Origin of the sequence: Alteromonas lipotrueae, assembly GCF_019249215.1 — a bacterium.
Taxonomy (GTDB): Bacteria; Pseudomonadota; Gammaproteobacteria; order Enterobacterales; family Alteromonadaceae; genus Alteromonas; species Alteromonas lipotrueae.
Map to the genome: position 1 here is coordinate 1 of NZ_JAESDI010000018.1, position 20,293 is coordinate 20,293.

General features: G+C 41.9%; 27 protein-coding genes. 24 read left to right on the forward strand and 3 right to left on the reverse strand.

The features are described 5' to 3' along the window. The 20 genes from JKP82_RS18050 to JKP82_RS18145 form a co-directional block, all read left to right on the forward strand. The coding region (locus JKP82_RS18050) for a hypothetical protein (RefSeq protein WP_258544432.1) at positions 1–551 on the forward strand (551 nt) is incomplete at its 5' end. A 107-nt stretch (positions 552–658) separates the two neighbouring features. Further along, on the forward strand, positions 659–1,006 hold the full coding sequence (locus JKP82_RS18055; protein WP_218398127.1) for a hypothetical protein: 348 nt from the start codon (positions 659–661) through the stop codon (positions 1,004–1,006). Between the two features lie 108 nt (positions 1,007–1,114). Next, positions 1,115–1,453, forward strand: a complete 339-nt coding sequence (locus JKP82_RS18060) for a hypothetical protein (RefSeq protein ID WP_218398130.1) — start codon at positions 1,115–1,117, stop codon at positions 1,451–1,453. Positions 1,454–1,577: 124 nt separating this feature from the next. Next, positions 1,578–2,366 (forward strand): YwqG family protein, encoded by a 789-nt coding sequence (locus tag JKP82_RS18065; RefSeq protein ID WP_218398132.1) that lies wholly within the window; start codon positions 1,578–1,580, stop codon positions 2,364–2,366. A 122-nt stretch (positions 2,367–2,488) separates the two neighbouring features. After that, a complete protein-coding gene (locus tag JKP82_RS18070; protein WP_218398134.1) occupies positions 2,489–3,094 on the forward strand; it encodes a hypothetical protein in 606 nt (201 codons plus the stop codon). Positions 3,095–3,195: 101 nt separating this feature from the next. Beyond that, positions 3,196–3,582, forward strand: coding sequence for a hypothetical protein (locus JKP82_RS18075; RefSeq protein ID WP_141152176.1), 387 nt, complete (start codon positions 3,196–3,198; stop codon positions 3,580–3,582). 116 nt (positions 3,583–3,698) lie between these two features. Next, positions 3,699–4,322 (forward strand): LysE family translocator, encoded by a 624-nt coding sequence (locus tag JKP82_RS18080; RefSeq protein ID WP_218398136.1) that lies wholly within the window; start codon positions 3,699–3,701, stop codon positions 4,320–4,322. A 144-nt stretch (positions 4,323–4,466) separates the two neighbouring features. Next, positions 4,467–5,171 carry a hypothetical protein gene (locus JKP82_RS18085; RefSeq protein WP_218398138.1) on the forward strand — a complete coding sequence of 235 codons (705 nt, stop codon included), beginning with the start codon at positions 4,467–4,469 and terminating at the stop codon, positions 5,169–5,171. A 143-nt stretch (positions 5,172–5,314) separates the two neighbouring features. Then, positions 5,315–6,241: a hypothetical protein gene (locus JKP82_RS18090; RefSeq protein WP_258544433.1), complete on the forward strand. Its 927-nt coding sequence runs from the start codon at positions 5,315–5,317 to the stop codon at positions 6,239–6,241. A 128-nt stretch (positions 6,242–6,369) separates the two neighbouring features. Continuing rightward, complete coding sequence (locus tag JKP82_RS18095; RefSeq protein ID WP_218398140.1) at positions 6,370–6,846, forward strand: hypothetical protein; 477 nt, start codon at positions 6,370–6,372, stop codon at positions 6,844–6,846. Between the two features lie 112 nt (positions 6,847–6,958). Then, positions 6,959–7,348 (forward strand): hypothetical protein, encoded by a 390-nt coding sequence (locus JKP82_RS18100; RefSeq protein WP_218398141.1) that lies wholly within the window; start codon positions 6,959–6,961, stop codon positions 7,346–7,348. Positions 7,349–7,479: 131 nt separating this feature from the next. Next, on the forward strand, positions 7,480–7,866 hold the full coding sequence (locus JKP82_RS18105; protein WP_159528481.1) for a RidA family protein: 387 nt from the start codon (positions 7,480–7,482) through the stop codon (positions 7,864–7,866). A 93-nt stretch (positions 7,867–7,959) separates the two neighbouring features. Further along, complete coding sequence (locus tag JKP82_RS18110; protein WP_218398143.1) at positions 7,960–8,364, forward strand: acyltransferase; 405 nt, start codon at positions 7,960–7,962, stop codon at positions 8,362–8,364. Between the two features lie 181 nt (positions 8,365–8,545). After that, positions 8,546–8,779 carry an RH3 domain-containing protein gene (locus JKP82_RS18115; protein WP_159528477.1) on the forward strand — a complete coding sequence of 78 codons (234 nt, stop codon included), beginning with the start codon at positions 8,546–8,548 and terminating at the stop codon, positions 8,777–8,779. After that, entirely contained in the window at positions 8,766–9,029 is a 264-nt protein-coding gene (locus JKP82_RS18120; RefSeq protein WP_159528475.1) for a type II toxin-antitoxin system RelE family toxin, read from the forward strand. The genes JKP82_RS18115 and JKP82_RS18120 overlap by 14 nt, the downstream gene beginning before the upstream one ends. Positions 9,030–9,107: 78 nt before the next feature. Beyond that, a complete protein-coding gene (locus JKP82_RS18125) occupies positions 9,108–9,926 on the forward strand; it encodes an alpha/beta fold hydrolase (protein ID WP_159528473.1) in 819 nt (272 codons plus the stop codon). Positions 9,927–9,972: 46 nt separating this feature from the next. Beyond that, a complete protein-coding gene (locus tag JKP82_RS18130) occupies positions 9,973–10,347 on the forward strand; it encodes a hypothetical protein (RefSeq protein ID WP_218398145.1) in 375 nt (124 codons plus the stop codon). A gap of 1 nt (position 10,348) precedes the next feature. After that, positions 10,349–10,906, forward strand: a complete 558-nt coding sequence (locus JKP82_RS18135) for a hypothetical protein (RefSeq protein ID WP_218398147.1) — start codon at positions 10,349–10,351, stop codon at positions 10,904–10,906. Positions 10,907–11,437: 531 nt separating this feature from the next. After that, positions 11,438–11,650, forward strand: a complete 213-nt coding sequence (locus tag JKP82_RS18140) for a hypothetical protein (protein ID WP_159528467.1) — start codon at positions 11,438–11,440, stop codon at positions 11,648–11,650. A gap of 149 nt (positions 11,651–11,799) precedes the next feature. Then, entirely contained in the window at positions 11,800–12,288 is a 489-nt protein-coding gene (locus tag JKP82_RS18145) for a GNAT family N-acetyltransferase (protein WP_218398149.1), read from the forward strand. 399 nt (positions 12,289–12,687) lie between these two features. Here JKP82_RS18145 and JKP82_RS18150 read toward each other — a convergent pair whose 3' ends face one another. After that, entirely contained in the window at positions 12,688–13,599 is a 912-nt protein-coding gene (locus JKP82_RS18150; protein WP_218398151.1) for a 2OG-Fe(II) oxygenase family protein, read from the reverse strand. Positions 13,600–13,855: 256 nt separating this feature from the next. Between JKP82_RS18150 and JKP82_RS18155 the strand changes: the two genes are divergently transcribed. The 3 genes from JKP82_RS18155 (at position 13,856) to JKP82_RS18165 (ending at position 15,542) form a co-directional block, all read left to right on the forward strand. Next, positions 13,856–14,515 (forward strand): NADPH-dependent FMN reductase, encoded by a 660-nt coding sequence (locus JKP82_RS18155; protein ID WP_218398153.1) that lies wholly within the window; start codon positions 13,856–13,858, stop codon positions 14,513–14,515. A 180-nt stretch (positions 14,516–14,695) separates the two neighbouring features. Then, positions 14,696–14,950 carry an RNA recognition motif domain-containing protein gene (locus JKP82_RS18160; RefSeq protein WP_218398156.1) on the forward strand — a complete coding sequence of 85 codons (255 nt, stop codon included), beginning with the start codon at positions 14,696–14,698 and terminating at the stop codon, positions 14,948–14,950. 106 nt (positions 14,951–15,056) lie between these two features. After that, the gene (locus JKP82_RS18165) at positions 15,057–15,542 is read left to right on the forward strand and encodes a GNAT family N-acetyltransferase (protein ID WP_218398158.1); all 486 of its coding nucleotides are present in this window, start codon (positions 15,057–15,059) and stop codon (positions 15,540–15,542) included. Between the two features lie 97 nt (positions 15,543–15,639). Here JKP82_RS18165 and JKP82_RS18170 read toward each other — a convergent pair whose 3' ends face one another. Both JKP82_RS18170 and JKP82_RS18175 read right to left on the reverse strand, forming a co-directional pair. Further along, positions 15,640–16,902 (reverse strand): NRAMP family divalent metal transporter, encoded by a 1,263-nt coding sequence (locus JKP82_RS18170; protein ID WP_373996608.1) that lies wholly within the window; start codon positions 16,900–16,902, stop codon positions 15,640–15,642. A gap of 115 nt (positions 16,903–17,017) precedes the next feature. Then, positions 17,018–18,289: an alginate export family protein gene (locus tag JKP82_RS18175; protein WP_159528453.1), complete on the reverse strand. Its 1,272-nt coding sequence runs from the start codon at positions 18,287–18,289 to the stop codon at positions 17,018–17,020. A 272-nt stretch (positions 18,290–18,561) separates the two neighbouring features. On the opposite strand from JKP82_RS18175, the gene JKP82_RS18180 reads away from it, so the two are divergent. After that, positions 18,562–20,205: a methyl-accepting chemotaxis protein gene (locus JKP82_RS18180; RefSeq protein WP_159528451.1), complete on the forward strand. Its 1,644-nt coding sequence runs from the start codon at positions 18,562–18,564 to the stop codon at positions 20,203–20,205. The last annotated feature ends 88 nt before the right edge of the window (positions 20,206–20,293 follow it).

A 20,293-nucleotide genomic window follows, 5' to 3' on the forward strand; every position in this document is an offset into this window, starting at 1 on the left:
ATAAAAATCATGCTATGTTTGTTCATGCTAGCCTCCAAATTGATTTAGTATTGAACAAACTAATTATGGCTTTGGCTCAAAAGTTAACCCACGAAAATGCGGAGGCTAGCATTTCACAGGGAGTCATTGTGTCTATACGCTCTTATATTATGAACTTTATTTGGCCTACTAAACTCACTAGTCCCCATGTTGATTTAGGTATTCCTATTTCAAATGGCGTCAATATTCTCTCAGAAGTAGGAACTACTGATCTAGTAGAAAATTCAAAAGAAAGGCAGTATAAAGTAACCTCTTCCAATTTAGGTTTGGCGGTTTACGAAACCAATGGAATCGTGTCGAGTGTCTGGTATGACGACCCATTAGGCAGAATTTGGTCAAAGGGGAAAGTTCTTAAGGTAAATCTTTATCTGTCTCGCTACGGCAAGCTAGAGGACTGGGAGCCACGTTTAAATAACGGATGGATGCAGTTTTATTTTAACGACACCATTGGGATTAACATGGCTTATGGTTTACACAAAGATGTCATCAGATTTAATAGGCAAAGCGTATAACAAACGTTTAAAGTCGCCAGCTGTCGCTGGCTGGGACACAAACACATGGGCTGCTTCGCATTATAGCCCATGTATTTGTGCCCCTTAAACGGAAGTTAGGTGCTACGGTGAAAAGCCATAAATCGTCATTCTTTTTAGTACCATTTTTATTGTTAGCAGCTCCTTTTGCTTTTGCTGCTAAGTTTTTCGAAAATCGAATCGAACTGTCACAGAGCGAAGTGGGGAATATCCTTGATAGAATGCTTAGAAATGAGCCTGATGAACATCTTTGGGATGACTTTTTAAGTGTTCCAATTAAAGATAGAACATTGGATATGATTCGTGAAAAAGTTGAGGTCTTGTGGGCTTACGATGTGTACCTAACCCAAAACGCAAGTGGTCAGTATATACTTAATCAGAAAGGCCTCGACGAATTAGCAAATATAATTAAGGAGCTACGTTTTGGTCGCACCTAACAAAAAAATTAAGTCGTGCACCAAGGCGCACTGGGACGCTAACACGCAGGGCCGCTTCGCTATTATGCCCTACGCGTTATCGCCCCTTATTCAAAAGTTAGATGCCTAGTGAACCCTGTACGTTTTTTTGCTAAAGAATTTACTAAGGTTAAATACAAATACCTGAATAAATCTATTATCGAAAATGTCGACACAGATTTGTTCAATGAAATACTTGAACAGTTTCTCGATAACGGTTGGGAAAAAATTTATGAGTACGACGCATTCGATGCATGGATAGATTTTGGTAAGGTAAAAATTGGAAAAGGTAAAACGGTTCTTTTCTTCGAGTGGGACAACTATATGGAAGGCGTTATCAAAGGGGATAAAAATGAAATTGAAAAAGTTGCTAAACAGTATTGTCTCCAATCGAGCAGCGTTCCTAGCTACATCAATGAAAGCACCTAACAAAAAAATTAAGTCACTCACTTCGTTCGCTGGGACGCATACACGCGGGGCGGCTTCGCCATTATGCCCCACATGCCTGCGCCCCTTATTTAGAAGTTAGCCATCAAATGGAGTTGTCGATAGAATGAATGAAAAAGTTCTAGCTTTGGGTCAAAAATGTTTACGATTAGTGACATCAAACAAAATCACATCGAGCTTTCTTGGTGGTAAGCCACTAGTTGGAGGCCAGTTTGACTGGCCACGGAAAAATGACAAACCTCTTGGCTTTATCGGACAACTAGACTTAAAAGAAATCAATCCAGAAAAGGAAATAGATTGGCTACCTCAAATAGGTAGGCTTTTATTTTTCTATGATCTCGCAGAGTGGCCTTGGGGGTTTGACCCCAAAGATACTGGTGGTTGGGCAACAGTTTACGAAAATGGTAATTCTGACTTATACCCGTATGTATTGCCATCAGATCTTGATATGGAACACTTATCACCGTCAATCAAATACGTTAAGTCTGAAAGCTTTATTAGCTATCCCGACGGTCAAAGAGTGGACTTTGAATCTATTGGAATTTCAGAGGATGATGACGAAGAGTATTACGACTTCATCGATGAACATTTTGGCGATGAACCTCGTCACCAAATTGGTGGTTTTCCAAGTCCCATTCAAGGAGACTCAATGGAAGAAGACTGTCAGTTAGCTAGCGGAGGTGTTTATTGTGGTAACTCTGATGGCTACAACTCCAAGGAAGCTGAAAAGCTAAGAAGTGAATTACTCGATTGGAAGTTGCTTTTACAATTTGATTCTGATGATGAAATAGAAGCAATGTGGGGAGATATGGGGATGCTGTATTTTTGGGTAAGAGAAAGCGAAGCTAAGAATTGTGATTTCTCCAAGCCATGGTTGATTTTACAGTGTAGCTAAAATGGCTAACAAGCTGTTTAACAAGGACAAAATACAGTTGGCTTTTGCTCCTTCGTCGCTAAATTTTAGCCAACACTATTTTGCCTGTTAACAGGGCGTTATAAACCTTAAAAGGACGTATCGTGCAAAAATTAATAAAACTAACAATTGTCATTTTGATCCTCAGCTTTTTAGGTGGATGCGCTTCGACTTTAAAGCCAACTGAGCTGCAATCAGTCAAAACTGTTGGCATCATCAATCAATTTCCTGACACACCTAACTTTGTAACTATCGGAACCACAATATTTAATAATGAGTATGCTCAAGTAAATGAACCAAGTTTTTCTAAGCTTTTAACTGATTCTGTTATCAACAGGCTAAAAAATAAAGGATTCCTAGCTCAACTGATTGACGAGGCTCAACGGAAAAAGTATGACATGATCATTGAGCTTATTCCCCGTGATGTTTACGCAACTCCCGGTACGTATGGCTATGGAGTCAATCAGCGGTCGGCTTTTGGAAATGCGATGCAAGCAAACACTTATGTAGCATTGAATATTGCGCCTTATATTCACGGTAAGAAAAAATGTAGTGCTTGTTATCTACAAAAATTGATGCCTATTAACATTGAAAAATTACCAGCAACTTGGGATGAGCTATCAGACACTGATAAACAACATGTTTCTGAGGTACTAAGCAAGAACATAGAATCATCTATAAACGAAATATTAATGCAAGCAGGTTTATAACAAGGCCATTAAGTAACGGACACATAACAGTTGGCTGTGCTCGTTCCTCGCAATTTTAGCCAACTGTTATTTAGCCGCTTATGGCGACGTTAGGTGCCATCTTGGAAACAAGTTTAGATATTCACAATTATCAGAGTTGGTATTTGGAAAACCTTCAATATCAAGACAGGCTCTTGACTCTTACGCTAGGTGAGAGCTCTGGGGTTTCTGAAAAGCATATGGAACCTAGGAAGTTTCTTGTCGTTTTTTCAGACACGATTCAATATCAAGTTTACGATGAATGTGATCATTCAAAAGATTTTCACGCTAACAGGGAAAGCGGCGTAGTTGGAGAATATCAAAGCTCCAGCCTTATAGAATATTTAAAGTCGGAAACAATAATCTATGACACTACGCCTGGTGAACTAAGACATTTTTCAGTTATGACTGGCAATGAGTTCATCCATGTAATAACAAGACAAGAGCCGGTAGTTTTGAATGTCACCTAACAAAAAAATCAAGTCACTCACTTCGTTCGCTGGGACGCAGACATGTGGGCTGCTTCGCCATTATGCCCCACATGTCTGCGCCCCTTATTTAAAAGTTAGCCGCTCCTAGGAATTTCATGGAAATAGAGAATTGGTTGTCGTTTTGTTCTATCGCTTCTCTAGCTACGGCTACGCCTGGACCAGCTGCACTTCTCGTTTCAAGCCATAGTCTTTCTTTTGGCTTTAAAGCCTCGCTAGCCACGATTTTAGGTAATATCACTGCTCTGTTCATTATGTCAGCTGTTTCAATTCTTGGCCTTACTGCATTGGTTATGTATTCAGCTTTTGGCTTTACATTGTTTAAAATTATGGGGGCTGCATACTTAATTTATATCGGGGTAAAACTCTGGAGATCAGGTGTAAAAACTATCAAGCCACAGGCAAGCGCAGAATTAAATAGCTCCGCAGTTAATCTTTACGGTCAGGGTTTGTTGATCGCTTTAACTAATCCTAAAGCTATTGTCTTTACAACCGCCTTGTTTCCTCAATTTATCTCCGTCGAACAAGCACTAATTCCCCAATTTTCATTATTGGTAAGTACATTTATGGCTTTGTCTTTCATCTGTCTATCGTCGTATTCTTTGCTAGCTCACAAAGCAAAAAGCAAAATTAAAAATCAGGTTTCAGGTAAGCTACTAAGTAAAGTATTCGGAGGCACATTTGTTGGTGCGGGTTGTTATTTGGTTTCGACAAGTGAGTGAGCCGAGGTATCAAGACGAGCGGCTAACAAAACGCTTAATTCGCTCACTGCGTTCGCTGGGACGCCTATACGCGGGGCGGCTTCGCCATTATGCCCCACGTATCAGCGCCCCTTAGCTTAAAGTTAAATGCCACAAGGAATCAGCATGTTTAAACTTTTATGGTCTTTCATTTTAATTATTCCTCTATCGTGCGTATCAGCACAAAGTAGTGAAACATCAGTCGATTTGCATGAAAACACTGTAGTTTATCGCGGTGAGTTATCACCGTCAGCAAACCAGAAACTTCTTTCCTTTCTGAAAAATGGTGAGAATAAAGTTGAATGGCTGTCTATAACTTCTAAAGGTGGCGAAATTAATCATGGTATGGAACTTGGTGATCTTGTTTATGACTATGATTTGAAGGTTGAGGTAAATGATTATTGTCTTTCATCATGCGCCAACTACGTTTTTTCTGCAGCAAACCACCACAGGATATCGAATCATGCAGTCATCGGTTTCCATGGCGGTACTACCGGAATGGAGAAAGAAATAACTTCGTTTATTAAGGGTCTACCTGAAGAGGAGCAGGAGTCAACGAAGCAGAACCTTGAAAAATATATGAAGTCAGCCATTGTTCGTGAGCGAAAGTTCTTCGAAAAAATTGGTGTGGACCAACAGATAACAACACTTGGACAATCTCCCAAATACGATGAGTTTGTTGAGAAAGAAGACTTTGTCGGCTGGTACTACTCGCTTGAAGGGCTTGCTGCACTTGGGGTATCTAACGTTGATGTTGTTAATCCTCCTTGGGTATATCAACACTTAAGTGAAAAAACTAAGTTTTTCGAAGTTAAAGTAGGCGGCATTTAACAATCACATTAAGTCGGTCGCAAGCTCCCAGGGGCAATAACACGTGGGCTCTGTCGCTTCGCTCGGATTTTAACCCACGTGTTACTGCCCTTTATGTGGGTGTTAGATGTTCTTCTGGGATGTTTTAGAATAAGGATATAGAGATGTACCAAAAGTTTTTTTGTTTATTGTTTTTATTGTCAAGCAACCTCTGCGCCGAAGACCTAGTTGTTGAAGTTCCTGCCAACCCAGAAAAAGGTTTTTTCTTTCCTTTCTTTTTGAAAGTGCCTGAATTAACTGAAACAAATTATTTGATCGTTGAAACGAACAACACCGGAAAAGTTTCGGACGACTTCGACATACACCTAAATAGTGCTCGTAAAGCTATTCTCGGAAATTCTATAGGTCCGTGGGTTTCTAAAAAACTAAAAGCGCCGATTCTTGTCCCTGCTTTTCCTCGGTCAGAAAAACATTGGGAAACATATACGCATGCATTTGATAGCGACACTATGCTAGTAGACTCGGGTAAACTGAAGAGAATTGACCTTCAATTGCTAGCGATGATCAACGAAGCAAAATCTATATTGAGAACCCATTCTGTAATCGTAAACGAAAGGATCGTTATGACTGGGTTTTCTGCATCAGGTACGTTTGCAAATAGATTTTCTCTTCTGCACCCCGAATCTCTTAAAGTTGTTGTAGCAGGCGGATTAAATGGAATTTTAATGCTACCTGTAAACTCTTTAAACGAAGTTAAACTCGACTATCCATTAGGACTCAATAACTTTGAGCAGGTTACTGGTAAAGCTTTTGCAAAAGAGAAATGGAAGGCGTTGCCCCAATTTTTGTTCATGGGCGAAAACGACACAAACGATTCAACGAAATTCGGTGATGCATATTCGGATGAAGAAAAAGCTACTATTTATTCATCGCTAGGAGAGAGCATGCAACCGAACCGTTGGGAGAATTGCCAAAATAAATATTTGAAACATGGTGCGAATGCAGTATTGAAAACCTACGAAAATATTGGTCACGGTACAGACCTAAGGATACACAATGATATTTTGGCGTTTATAAGTGAGAACATCTAACAAGCCACTCAAGGCACTCTCCTGGGACGCTAACACATGGGCTGCGTCACTTCGTTCCTAATTTTAGCCCATATGTTATCGCCCCTTAGTGGGAAGTTAGGGGCTTTTGCAGAATTCACAGGACGTTTATGAGACCACTATTCATCTTCGTATTTTTATTTGGCTTGGCTGGGTGTATGAACCCAGCTGCAACTGGACCGAAGTTCTCGGGTGTAATGTCATCCAATAAAGATGAGGCGCAAGTTTATTTTTATCGTCCGTTAGAACATGACGGAGGTACAGTTTGCTTAAAAGTTTTACTAAATGACATCGAAAAAGGCTGTCTAGGCACAAAGGGGTTTCTTGGCTTTTATGGTAAGCCGGGTAACTATCAAATTAAGATTAAACCCGATGCCTTTCCCGTCCATACGCTTTTAGAATTTGATGTAAATATCGCGCGTAACGATAAGCGTATGTTTAAAATCTCTATCGCAAACTCCATAGATGTGCCAGAAGTTAATTTGGTTACAAGATATACAGCAGGTGGAACCTGGTTTATAAAAGAAATGCCTTTTAGTTCTGCTCAACAGGAACTCTATAAATTAAATGAGTCAATTGGCCCCTAACAAACACATCATATTCATTCGCTTCTCTCATTGGGACGCATACTCGCTGGCTGGCGCTTCGCGCAAGTATAGCCAGCAAGCCTGCGCCCCATATGTGAAGCGTTATGCGCATATGAAAAATTTAGCTCTTTTTATTCTTATCTCTTTTTCTGCCTCAGCGGAAGAGGTCGAGTTCAGCTCTATTTTTGGTAATAACGACTACCTCAATAAGCAAATCGAATTGGTGGGTTTCTTGTCTGCTGCCCCGACTCAAGCCTCAATTAATTCAAACGAGACTTCTATGCTCCCAATCGCGTATTTTCACGCGTCAGAAGAAGCGCTTGCAAGCGGAGATAAAAAGGTACTATTTTTTGATTGGCCTTCTGAACTGTGTCATAAAAACAACTGCGCCAACTATTTGGACAAAACACTGAAAGTTAAATGTGAAATTAGATACTTATCACAACCTGTAAACTTCCATTCAGTGACTAACATTGTCAATATTGAGGTTTTAAATGACTAAGCAAGCGTATAACAAACGCTCAAGTCGCAACCCGCTGCGCGGGTCGCTGGGACAAAAACACAATGCGGCTTCGCCATTTTCGCATTGTGCTTTTGCCCCTTAGCTTAGTGTTATACCTCAAGGAGGAGCATATGAGAAAACTGGTAAGTTCGGGCTCTCCTTTGGAAGAGCCGATTGGGTTTTCCAGAGCATGTAGAGTTGGAAACATGATTTCTGTCTCCGGCACGGCACCCATAGAGAATGGCGAAACTACCTGCGTTGGGGATGTTTATGGGCAGACCAAGTACTGCCTCGAACTCTCTATTCGGGCTATTGAGAAGGCTGGAGGAAAACCGGCAGATATAATCAGAACTCGCATCATGCTTACTGACATTTCTCGTTGGGAGGAAGCCGCCAAAGCACATGGTGAGCTATTTTCTGCAATAAAGCCCGCGTGTACGTTTGTTGAAGTAAGTCGCTTCATCATTCCGGACTGGCTCGTTGAAACGGAGATCGATTGTGTCTTGGGGCAGGTATAACAAAGCCATTAAGTCTGTTCCGGCCCGATGGCCCTCCACCGGATGTCCCTGTCGGGCCGCCCCTTATTTAAAAGTTAGGCATACGGGATTATCATGCACAGCTCATTGTCACTTTCACAATATGTTAAGAAACGAAATGGCGTTCCTCTGGGTGCAAGTCACTCCTTGAGAAATATGCTTTCTCGTTCTTTCGGTGCCAAATCTTTTCCCGTATTTTGGCACTATTGGAACCCTATATGGGGCTATTATTTATCTCGTAATGTCATGCGACCGCTAGCCACTTTTTTACCCATTCCCATAGCGACTCTCATCACATTCTTAGTCAGTGGCGCACTTCACGATGTGGCAGTATCAATTGTAAAGTGGAAAACCGTTGTATTTTTTACGCCGTGGTTTGGATTAATGGGATTAATGGTTATATTTTCAAAGAGCGCAGGAATAACATACGGTAATTTTGCTTGGCCTGTTCAGGCATCAATCAATACATCTTCTCGCTAGGGGCAACGTACTTCGTGGAGAGCATGTATGCCTAACAAGCGCATAAACACTCGCTTCGCTTGTTATTTTAGCCCATGTATTTGTGCCCCAAAGTTGGGTGTTAGGTACTTTTGAGTAAAAATTAGCCCATCCAACACTTTAACGCTATAATGTTTTAACGTTACTTAAGTGGGACTTATTCATGAGTACTTTATCAAAACGATCAACCGTCTATTTCGAGCCAGCAATTCATAATGCTCTGAAACTGCGGGCTGCAACATCAGATACCTCAATATCAGAATTGATTGATGAAGCAGTGAGACTTCTTATGAAAGAAGATCAAGAAGACTTGGCTGCGGTAAGACTACGGGCCAAAGAGCCCGAAATTTCCTATGAGGACTTGCTAAACAGTTTGGAAGCTGATGGAAAAATATAGCGTCACTTTCAAGAAATCAGTAGCAAAAGATTTTATGGCAATTCCCAAATCGGACGTTAAGAAGATCCTCGCCAAAATTGACTTATTAGCTGAAAACCCTCGAAGAGATGGAGCAATTAAGCTTAGTGGACAAGACTTGTATCGTATCCGGCAAGGCCTTTATAGAATCATTTATGAAATCCGAGAAAACGAGCTTGTGGTACAGGTGATAAAAGTCGGGCATCGCTCTGATGTTTATAAACGTACCTAACAACTCAATAAACACACTCACTACGTTCGCCTTCTCAGGGCGACGTTTATTGCTGGCGTTATATTCAAGGAGTTTAAAATGAGCGACTGGAGCCTCCCGTACACCTTTCAATATAACGGGCGGGAAGTAAAGTACGGAATTAAAGGTGAGGGAGAGCCTATAATTTTGGTACACGGCACGCCGTGGTCGTCTTTCAACTTAAGGCATTTGATTGATGACTTAGCCTGTCATTATAAGGTTTACTACTTTGATCTACTTGGATATGGAGAATCGGATAAAAGTGAAGCCGATGTTTCTCTTGGAATACAAAATAAATTATTGAATGCTTTAGTTAAACATTGGGAATTGGAGTCGCCTTTTATTGTCGGTCATGACTTCGGTGGTACGACAGTGTTGAGAAATCACATTTTAGATAAAGGTAGCTATAGAAAGATTGTTGTCATTGATCCTGTCGCATTATCTCCTTGGGGATCACCATTCTTTAAGCATATCGAAAAACATGAAAGCGCTTTTTCTGGGCTACCAGATTATATTCATTCAGCAATAGTCGAAGCGTATATACAAACAGCTGCACACCAAAATCTTGCACAAGAAACAATTGATGGAATATTAACGCCATGGAGTGGTGAGCAGGGAAAGCAAGCTTTTTATCGACAGATTGCTCAAGCCGATTCAGTTTTTACTGATGAATTTCAAGATAAGTTTAACGAGGTAAACGCACCTGTTCTCATATTGTGGGGGGAAGAGGATGAGTGGATACCTTGCGAACAAGCTTATGCACTTCAAAGTAAAATAAAGGGTTCCAAGCTTGTGACCGTGCCAGATACGGGGCATCTTGTGATTGAAGAGGCTCCTGCTTTGCTATCTGCTGAGATTAGAGCGTTCTTCGAGAGTTGAATTTAACAAACGCGTCAATTAGGACGCTCCCAAGCTTGCGCCGTTTATGGCGACGTTAGCACTTCAGGTAGAAAACATGGACTTCGACAAGCTTACCGATGAACAAATACTAAATATAGCAAATCCATTAATGGACAACCTCATGGAGGGCTCTACCGAAAGGAATCATCAAAAGCATACTCGCGACTTTACTGATCGCCTTAAAGCAATAGTCACCGAAGACAATCTTCTGGAACAATGGAAGAAAAATAAGATAGGCGAATTTTCGAAAAGGGAATTTCTATCAATTATCCACAAAAGCGACTCTATATTTATATTATGGAAACAGTGGTTTACTAATAGCCATGAAGAATTTTTAGCTGAAATATGCATCATCAAACAAGCTGGTAAGCTTTTAGTAGACCATGTTTGGATAAGGTAACGTGCTACAAAACGCTCAAGCCTCTTCCTTCGGTCGCTGGGACGCCTATACGCAATACGGCTTAGCGTTATATGCGCATGGAAGATTAATGAGATTTATTGTTGTTTTAATTTTTGCTTGTTTTATGTCTGGATGCGCCAGCGGTTATTTGGATCTGTACGGTCAAGATGGCAAAAAGGTAGATGAATGTACCGCGGGTTTCGATTGGCATCCTATTGGTGTCAAACATTCCGTAGATTGGGTGCTTAATTATTGCTACGAATTAGCTATGTTGGAAGGCAATATTGTAAAGAGCGTATCCAATTCGTCTGTCATAGAAAAGGACTACACATATCCTACTCAACCATCGGGAATGCCTTGGAACAAAAAGCGTGCATGGTTATCATTCTGGTCAGATGAAATAGATAAGAAGCAATATGGTTATATCGTTGCGGACCTAGAAAATGAGTACCACCTTGAAACAACACGAATAGAAGCGCAGTTTCTATCTGGTGAAATAACAGAAAACCAATACAAAGCTCTTGTAGAAAAAGCAAAATATGCGTTTTATGGCAAGTAGGGCATATAACAAAACGCTTAACATATTCACAATTCGGTCACTGGGACACGAATACATTAACTCCCTTCGCTTCGCAACGAATTTTAATCTACGGTACTTTTGCCTGTTATGCTGGGTGTCATGTGCTTAAAGGAATTCTTTGTGGTGGAATTACATCTATATCTGTTTTTCTGCGTTGCGTTAAACAATGGAAGTTGCAAGTTAAGCATAACATGCACCTGCATTCATGCTCGCTGAGGTAATTATGAGTTTTGAAAAACCAACAATTTGGGGGAATGGTTCATACAAGCCTTCGGCTAAGTGTCCTAAATGCGCGTTGATAATGCATCTCAACAACCAATGCCCACACTGCCATCATTGGTTAACCGAATTTGAAAAGGGGAAGCAGCAGTATTTTTGGAAACAACAAAAGAAATCTTCAATTCTAAAAGGTATTGTACTATTTCCTGTATTTCTCTTATTGTTGTACGTAGTTTTTACGTTATTTCTATACTGAGATAACTATTTTGCATATTCACACAAGGATGCTTCATGAATATTAATGTAAGTTTCATTTATATCGTTTTAATAGTTTTCGCCATCGCACCAACAATCCTGTCTGTTTTTCTAGCTCGAAAACAAAAGCGCTCAATGTGGATTGCGGGTCTGGTCACTTTTTTTCTTGGCCTGTTCACATGGATAGGTAGTTGGATTTATCTTGGTGTTATGAATCTCATGCCTCCCAAACATGCAGCTAGTGAGTAGCCGTATAGCATCGCGCTCAACGCTTTACATGACCACATGAGCAAACCATTTGAGCACACGTCAATACGCCTTACACTTCGGCGTCTATCGGGCTAAAAAAGAGTGATAATTTTGCTTAGGTGAGTTATTGAAATATAGAAAGGATTAGAATGGTTACCCTGAGAGACTTCAATCAAAACGATATTGATAGGTTAGTGCACATCTTAAATGATGAGGCGGTCACCAAGTTTCTTTCTACTAAAATCCCTAATCCTTATACAAAGGAGGATGCGGCTTGGTGGGTTAATGAGGGCAGTCAATCTGGCATCATTAAAGCCATTTCTTACGACGATGTTTTAGTTGGTTGCATTGGCGTTAATCGAGGGCAGTTTGAATACGAGCGTTCTGGTGAGGTTGGCTATTGGCTTGATAAGCGCTATTGGCGTAAGGGCATAACAGCCGAGGCTATTCGGCAAATATCAGACTTTGTGTTTACCCATACCAATATCGTGAGACTGTTTGGCGCTGTGTTTGCGGGTAACCACGCCTCTATGCAGTTGCTTTTGAAATCAGGCTTTAGCGAAGAAGCTATACTGAGAAAAGCCATTTATAAAAATGGACGCTTTTACGACAAGCATCTTTTCGCGAAATTGAACTAGATTTATTACTGACTTTTTAACGCTTTGTATAGTTAAAGAGCGCTTCTCAGACAAAACCATAAAAGCTGTAGGGAAATAACACACGTCTTTTAACACATACCTAGCGAACATATATCTCAGCCTTCGTTCAAGTAACAATATGATAACAACATGGGCTAATCAGGCGTAGTGATGGTATAAATAGAAGTATTGTCGCTGTGGGCCCTGTGTGCTCACAAATAACTGAAAAAATTAAGGTACTAGAATGGATTTTTTACTCAATATTTTACTGTCAGTTGGTTTCGTTATTTTTATCATTTTTATCGTCGGACTGATGGCGGCAAAGAAGCTAAATTCGAAACAAGATTAACGGAGGCTCCCTCCCCCGTTATTACTGCTACTTATTGATAGATACCGCACTTAAAAAGGCGCAAATTTATCTTGCGGTTGAGATGGTACTGTCCACCTTTCACGGGCATCAACATCAACGCTTTTCACACCTTGTGGTGGCATTTGCCCGCGATCCCCATACAACCAAAGTACAAAGTTACTTCTTTCGCCACTGGTGATAGGTTGTGCCGCATGCGGTACGTTTCCACGGTGGAGCATAGCGCTACCAGGCGTAAACGTTAATGGGTTTACTTTCCCTGCTTTTACATCATAAAAATCGACTGTCGAACCCGTAAATGTTTCACCCGGAACGTTTAGATTAATATTTAACGTTACTGCTGACGCGTCGGTATGCGGTCTTATCGAGGTATCGGTATTTGGCTGATAGTGAATAGAAAAGCCAAAGGTTTGTGTGTCGTACCCCATAATTTCCGGAAACAGTAAACGAGCAATTGGGCGCATGTAAGTGTCTAGCATCATGCGATAAAACGCTTGGAAACTTGGCGCAGCCAAATAGCCTTCTGAACGCTTATCTAGCATGGCACCACGACGGTTTAACACAATGCCGTAGGGCGGTCTTAGCGCTATTTCTGCATCCCATACTTTTTCTAAATAGGCGCGTAACTCAACCAAACGTTCAGGGTCAAAGAATTGGAATTGATACACATCGGGTGATACCTCTTCCAATAGCGCTTTTACCTCTGTTTCTTTTTCAGGATTTTCCCACGCTTGCATGACTGCGCTGCGTAATTTGGCATCTAGTAAAGCATCATCAAGGGTGAATAGGTTGTCTTTTTCACTGCCTTCCCACTCGCTCCACGCGTTGCTAAGCAACTCGTTATTTGTACTCCAAAACTGTTGCACAGATGGCGCACGATGAAGCATAGCCTCGCGGCTTGGTAAATCTAAAGCACGTGCTTGCTGTAATTGAGTAAATGTCATAATAAATTATCTCCAATGGCAAAATGGGGGACAGGCGTTGTATTTCAAACCGGGCCCCAAACCTATGCCTATAATCTATTACACCTGATTTAGTTAATAAATGCGGCTATTCTGGAAACAGAATTAAGATTTAGAAGATAATCAAAAATGGATATTCACTGCGATGATTTGCGATTTTCGCTTCAGTACCTCAGTATTGTTTCCACCAGCGGTGTTAGTAAACTACACAGAATAGTTTTGTAAAAGGGGCGTACCAATGAAGTTTCTTATTTTTTTAGGCACGGTACGGGATAGCACACCACCTAGACCAGCTCGTCTTGGGGAGCGCGTGGCAAAGGCGGTAATGGCCTGTTTGCAGCTTCGTTACGACGAGCATGACGTAGAATTGATAGACCCATTAGATTACCCCTTAGACGCTATCTTTAAGCCCCATTTTGCCTATGCCAAAGGTAAGGCGCCTTCAGAACTAAATGCATTGGCAGAGAAAATTGCCAATTGCGATGCTTATGTCATGGTTAGCCCCGAGTACAATCACTCTATGAGCCCTGCCCTTGCTAATTTGCTTAATCACTTCGGTAGCTCGTTATTTGCTTACAAGCCTAGTGCTATTATCACTTATTCAGCTGGGCAATGGGGTGGTATGCGGGCAGCGGTAGGCATGCGTACTTTTTTGTCTGAGTTGGGCTGCTTACCGGTGTCGGCTATGATTCATATACCCAAGGCCCAACAAGTATTCGAAGAGAATGGTGAGATGTGTTCAGGGGAAGACCAGTCATCGTGGTTTGACTACTTTTCTCGTACTTTGAATCAATTGATGTGGTGGGCAAAAGCAGCCAAGCGCCATGGTGAAGACGTTAACCCTCATGAGGTGATTAAAAACTTTAATACCGCACCGTCAGAACGCAATTCGCCCTAAGGTAAAGCGCGCAACGCCCCTTAAATTAAAAAAGGCAATCGGGGCTAATTACCCAACCGTTACGTTGACCTGCTTTTAATTTGATTTACTGCCTCAAAGTATGGCGAAACCTATCTACATCGCTTTAGCTTTGCTGTATAACAAGCTTCTTCTTACCTTGTCGAGCGCACAGGAAACAAAATGAAAATATTAATACGTAATTTAGACAGACAAACTACACAAGAAGAGCTTGCTAGTTTATTTGAAACCTTCGGTTCTGTGCAGTCTTGTACAATTGTGGTTGATGAAAAGAGCGGTGCCTCTAAAGGCTTTGGATTTGTAGAAATGCCCAAGCCAGGCGAAGCTAAAGCGGCCGTTAAGTCGTTGAACAATCATGCTTTAGGCGATGCGAATATCCGTGTAAAAAAAGCAGAAGATAAACCCGATACAAAGTAAGCCCGATACAAAGAAAACAGTGGTAGTGTAAAATCCACCAGCATTGTCTCTCATTATAAGTGGAACGTATATCAAGCTGGGGTCATATAAAGAAGTGAAGGTATGTATGAATATAGAAATCATAAAAGCAGATTATTTTGACGACGCTCATAAGCAAGCTATTCCTTATTTGCTAAACGAATATGCGAAAGATCCTATGGGCGGCGCTGAGGCACTTTCTAAACATACCTACGACAACTTAGTCGATAAGCTCTCTACACTACCCCATGCCTTTAGTATTCTTGCTTATGTTGATGGCAAACCCGCTGGGCTAATCAATTGCTTTGAAGCATTTTCTACTTTTGCCTGCAAACCCCTTATTAATACTCACGATATCGCTGTATTGCCAGAGTTCCGTGGTTTAGGACTTAGCCAAAAAATGTTAGATAAAGTAGAGGGAATAGCGCTAGAGAAAGGCTGCTGCAAGATTACCTTAGAAGTATTAAGTAATAACACGGTGGCAAAATCGGCCTATGAAAAGTTTGGTTTTACCAGCTATGAACTGGCGGAAGGTGAAGGCCACGCGCTTTTTTGGCAAAAAAAATTAGGCTAACATTTAAAGTAGATTAAACGCTTTTAGTTATTGCTTGTTAAGACAACTTGCCTCATTCCCACGATGGCGCTTTTCTTAAGCGCCACAGATTAAATTATTAGCCCCATTTCCACCAAACAAACAGTAGTAAAAAGCCAAATAAATATACTAAGCCTACGTAGCTAAGTAGTGTTACCCACCAGCTGGCTTTTGCATCTTTATGTAGCGAAGCGCTTTTTACCAAACGATGATTCAGCCATGCAAACATTGGCGTGGTAACAAAGGCGAGAGTCATAGCAAAGCCTAACATGGCCAGCAGCGCAGATTTGAAAAACAGTACGAGACTAAAACTGATGGCAGCCATAGCCAGTAATACGGGAACGAATACCGCATCACGCGCCATTTTATGTGGCGATACCAATGAAATGGCTTCGGCAATCACGCGGGCGTAGCCATCGTAAACTGTTAACGCCGAACCAAATATGCAAAGAAAGGCAACAATGGCTATAAGCCAGTGCGCCCAATCACCAATCGTGTTGGCATATAAGCTGACCAATTGCTGCGAAAAGCCTATGCCACCCGTTGCGAGTGTTTCGCCACTTCCATGTAATACTAAGGCGCCTAAGCCTAAAAAAAGCAGGGCTAAAATGGTGGTAACGGCATAGCCTAAGTTAAAGTCGAACAACGCATTTTTTGGAGTAACAGCGTGGGTTTTACATTGGCGCTTTAACCATAACGATGTAATGCTAGATATTTCTATTGGTGCAGGCATCCACCCCATAGTGACCACTAAAAATCCTACGGTAGCAAGCGTCCACGGTGATGGTGACTCAAAGCTGGCTGGCCTTGGCTCTATATTTATTACCGCTGCACAAAAAGCTGCGATAGTTGCTAAAACCAATACCCCCATAATGGCTTTTGCTACGCCTTCGAGGGCTTCAAAATGCCCTGCCAGTAAGATAAATAAGATGGCGCCGAGAATAGCCGCAGAGGTGATAGCAATAGAGATGTTGAAGGGCAGAAAGTAAGAAAGCAGGCTTGCAGCAAAGAGCAGGAGTGCGGCTGCGTTCACTACTGACGCCAACGCATTTAAGCACAGCGCCACAATCAAATAGCCTTTGCCCATTTGGTGGTAGCCGTATTGCAAGGTTTGCTTCGTACTGATGGTATAGCTGACACCGGCTCGGAAAAAAGGGTACTTGAGCACGTTAACCGCAAGAATAAGCACAACTAACTGCCAACCGAATTTCGCACCTGCTTGCGTTGAAGCAACAAGGTGGCTTCCGCCAACGGCGGCAGTGGCCATTAGAACGCCTGGACCAAGTAACTGCACCATGCGCATGAAGCGGTGATATTGTGTAAGTGAAATACTGAGGCTCAATCCTTTTCCTTTAATCGCAAACTGCTAGAAGCGGTTACGGAGTATACCTATTCCCGCCACAAAATTGCGAGCTTCCAGCAGTATTAGATTAAAACGAGTAAGAATTAGCACTTATTTAGAACTTGTATAACGCGCCGGTAAATACAAACTGGCTATCATCAGGGTAATCCCCACGCTCAAACCCATCACCTTTCAGCAGATAAGCCGCACCAATGGCAACCCTCAGCGAGGGTAATATCTGCCAGCGCCACCTTGCTTCCAACTGTTGCCCGATAAAGTTATCAACAGAATCAGGGGCTTTTTGGTACCACATGGCCTTGTAGCTAACCATAATATTATGTTCTTTAGAAGGTTTAGTCACACTTCTCGCGCCAACTGTGTATAAGTTTCTTCGAGGCATAGCCTGATAAACATCCGTTGGACCAAAATCGAAACGCCTTACCCCATAAAGGCTATCAAAGTTAGAAATGGTATTATCTGAGCTATCATTATCACCGCTAATCGCGTCTATTTCGCCGCGTAAGAACGTATGTTCGGTGATTTTCTTGCCTACGTTTGCGTGAAGTAACCAGCTCTCCACGTCTAGCTCCGTGGTGTCACTTGCACTGGAGGTTTGATGTGACGTGCCGGTTTGCCCAATCACTTCAATATTAGCTTTCCAAGTCTCTGCAAACGGCTTGGTGTAATCAACGGAAAGTGTGTATAAGTCACGATTTTTCGTGGCAAGTTTTTCAGAGTCTTCCTCTTTTAACCAGTAACTGTGAACCTTCACGTTTTTATCTGGTGAGGTTATATACAAACCAAAGAACTCACGTTCACTGTAGCTTTTATCAAAAGCACGTTCTGCATCGGCAACCGCCCCACTGTCGCTGGGTAATCGGCTGACCGGCAGCAAATAAAAACCACGGATGTCCCAATCATTAATTTGGTAATCTACCAGCACCCCATCGAATGCATTTTTTGTATTGCGGTACACGCCTTGACCTATCAGCCTGCGACTACCGTGATCGAAGGTAACTCGTCCCGCCGTAATCCCTTTTAAATATTGGCTATCTTGGGGCGTATACCGAGCGAAAAACTGTAGGGGTTCTAACGTATTTACCTGAGATGATTTCAACGTAGGATCGTTGTCGTCTAACCATACACGGGAATCGGCCAACTCAAGGGTGACATTGAATACATCCCAATTGGCTTCAGTTTTAAGTAGCACACGCGACGATACACGACGATTTACTTGGTCCCTGTCTTCGCTTGAGGAAGGAAATATGGGGTTATTTAAATGTTCGTAACGAAGACGCCATGAACCGCTAACGTCGAAACTGAGTTCGCTAGCAAACGACGGAACCGATAACGTTAGAAACACACCTAATATGACTATAAACTTCATAAGAGCTCTCCCCACAAAAACACTATTTCGATTTTTAAATAACCTAATTTCATTTCTATACCTCAATCGTTTTACAACTTCGACTGCTCTTAAGGCGTGAAGTATAGACGGTTAAATTAAAATCACATTACCTCTTTTGTCTACATGGTCTTGCTGTATATCTAACTAAAAATGTATTTGAAAGTCTAAGTGCAAACTTAGAATTCCTGGACTAACCTTTGCCTACGTGATTTGTAGATTAGTGCGTTATTACTAGCTAGGAAGTAAAGGCCATGCTGAACTTTGATAATTTATCTGTCAGGCAAAAATTTGCCGTTCCATTGAGTTTTGTTGCAATTTTAGTTCTGATTGTGAGTACAATAAGTATCAATAACAGTCGATATCTGGCACACAATACAGAGACACTATCTACGGTGTATACCCAATCCATCAGCATTGCCCTAAATGCCGACCGAGATTTATATCAAGCCCATTCGGCGCTGTTAGAACTCATGCTCAACCGCTCAATGAACTCAACAGCTGGCAGTGATCACCTTGCAGATTACGAAGAAAATGCTGATCAAGCTAAAGCTCGGATGATGGAGGTTAAAAGCCTGATTAAAGATTACCCGGAAATGCTCAGTGTTACGCGAGATTTCACCCAAGATTATCAAAACTGGATAGCTTTAAACCAAACCGTCATTGAGCAAATTGAGAATGGGAATATCTCTGCGGCAGCACAGCTATATCGCACCGAGGGGATGGAGTTGTTCGAAACCTTGCGAGGGAATTACGATCGTATCGGTGAGGCTGTTAAAACGCAATCTGATGAAGTTACTCAACAAAGCCTAGATTCAAATGCAGTGCAAACGTGGTTTCTCATCATTGCCATTGTACTAGCTGTGCTGGCTTGTATTGGTAGTATTATTGTTGGCCCCCGACTTGTCACCCGTCGCATTCATATTCTGAAAAACATGCTGGTTTCTATAAGCGAAGGCGAAGGTGATTTAACTCAACGCTTAAACACGGATGGGAACGATGAAATTACCGCAGTGGCAGTAGAATTCAATAATTTCATGAACAACCTACAACGACTTATCACTATGGTGAAAGCCGATGCTGAATCGCTCGCTGACGCACAGTATTCATTAATTAGTGCAGCCGATGCTACAAACACTATTTCGGGGCAGCAGAGCGAAAATTTAGATCAAATTGCGACTGCGGTTACCGAATTAAGTCATGCACTACGTGAGGTAGCAAATAGTACGCAAGGGTCATTGGCCGAAACTCAACTAGCGAACGATGAAGCACTTGCGTCCCAAGAGGCGGTATCACAATCGACCGAGAGTATTTCACTGATGTCAGGAACCATCAGCCAAGCAAGAGACGTTATTGAGGAATTAGCCAAGGAAACATCAAAAATTTCATCCTTGCTAGGGGTAATTCGCGATATTGCTGACCAAACCAATTTGCTAGCGCTAAACGCGGCTATTGAAGCGGCAAGAGCGGGCGAGCAAGGCAGAGGATTTGCTGTTGTCGCAGATGAAGTACGTTCTTTAGCAAACAGAACGCAACAAGCTACAGGCGATATTAACACTATGCTCGTTAATCTTAATAAAGGGGTAGATGAGGCAGTAAACTCAATAAACAGTGGTGCATCACAGGTTACCGATGTGGTGGGTTTATCTTCGGCACTTTCTGAACGATTGCAAAAAGTAGTAGAGGCAGTGAGTGGCGCTAACGACGGCATCTATCAAATAGCCTCTGCCACTGAACAGCAGAGTCAGGTAGTTGATAGCGTAAATGAAAACATTTCTTCACTGAATACGCTAACTCAAAAAGCAGTACACACTGTTACTAGGTCAAGCGAAGCCAGCGAGAACGTTAATAAGGTGTCGAATAGCTTAGGTCAGAATGTAGGGCGCTTTACTGTATAAACGCAGCAAAACTGAAATAAAAAAGGAGAGCGCGCTCTCCTTTTTAATGCCTCATTTCCGGCATAACCTTCATCGGTTAGCGCAACGG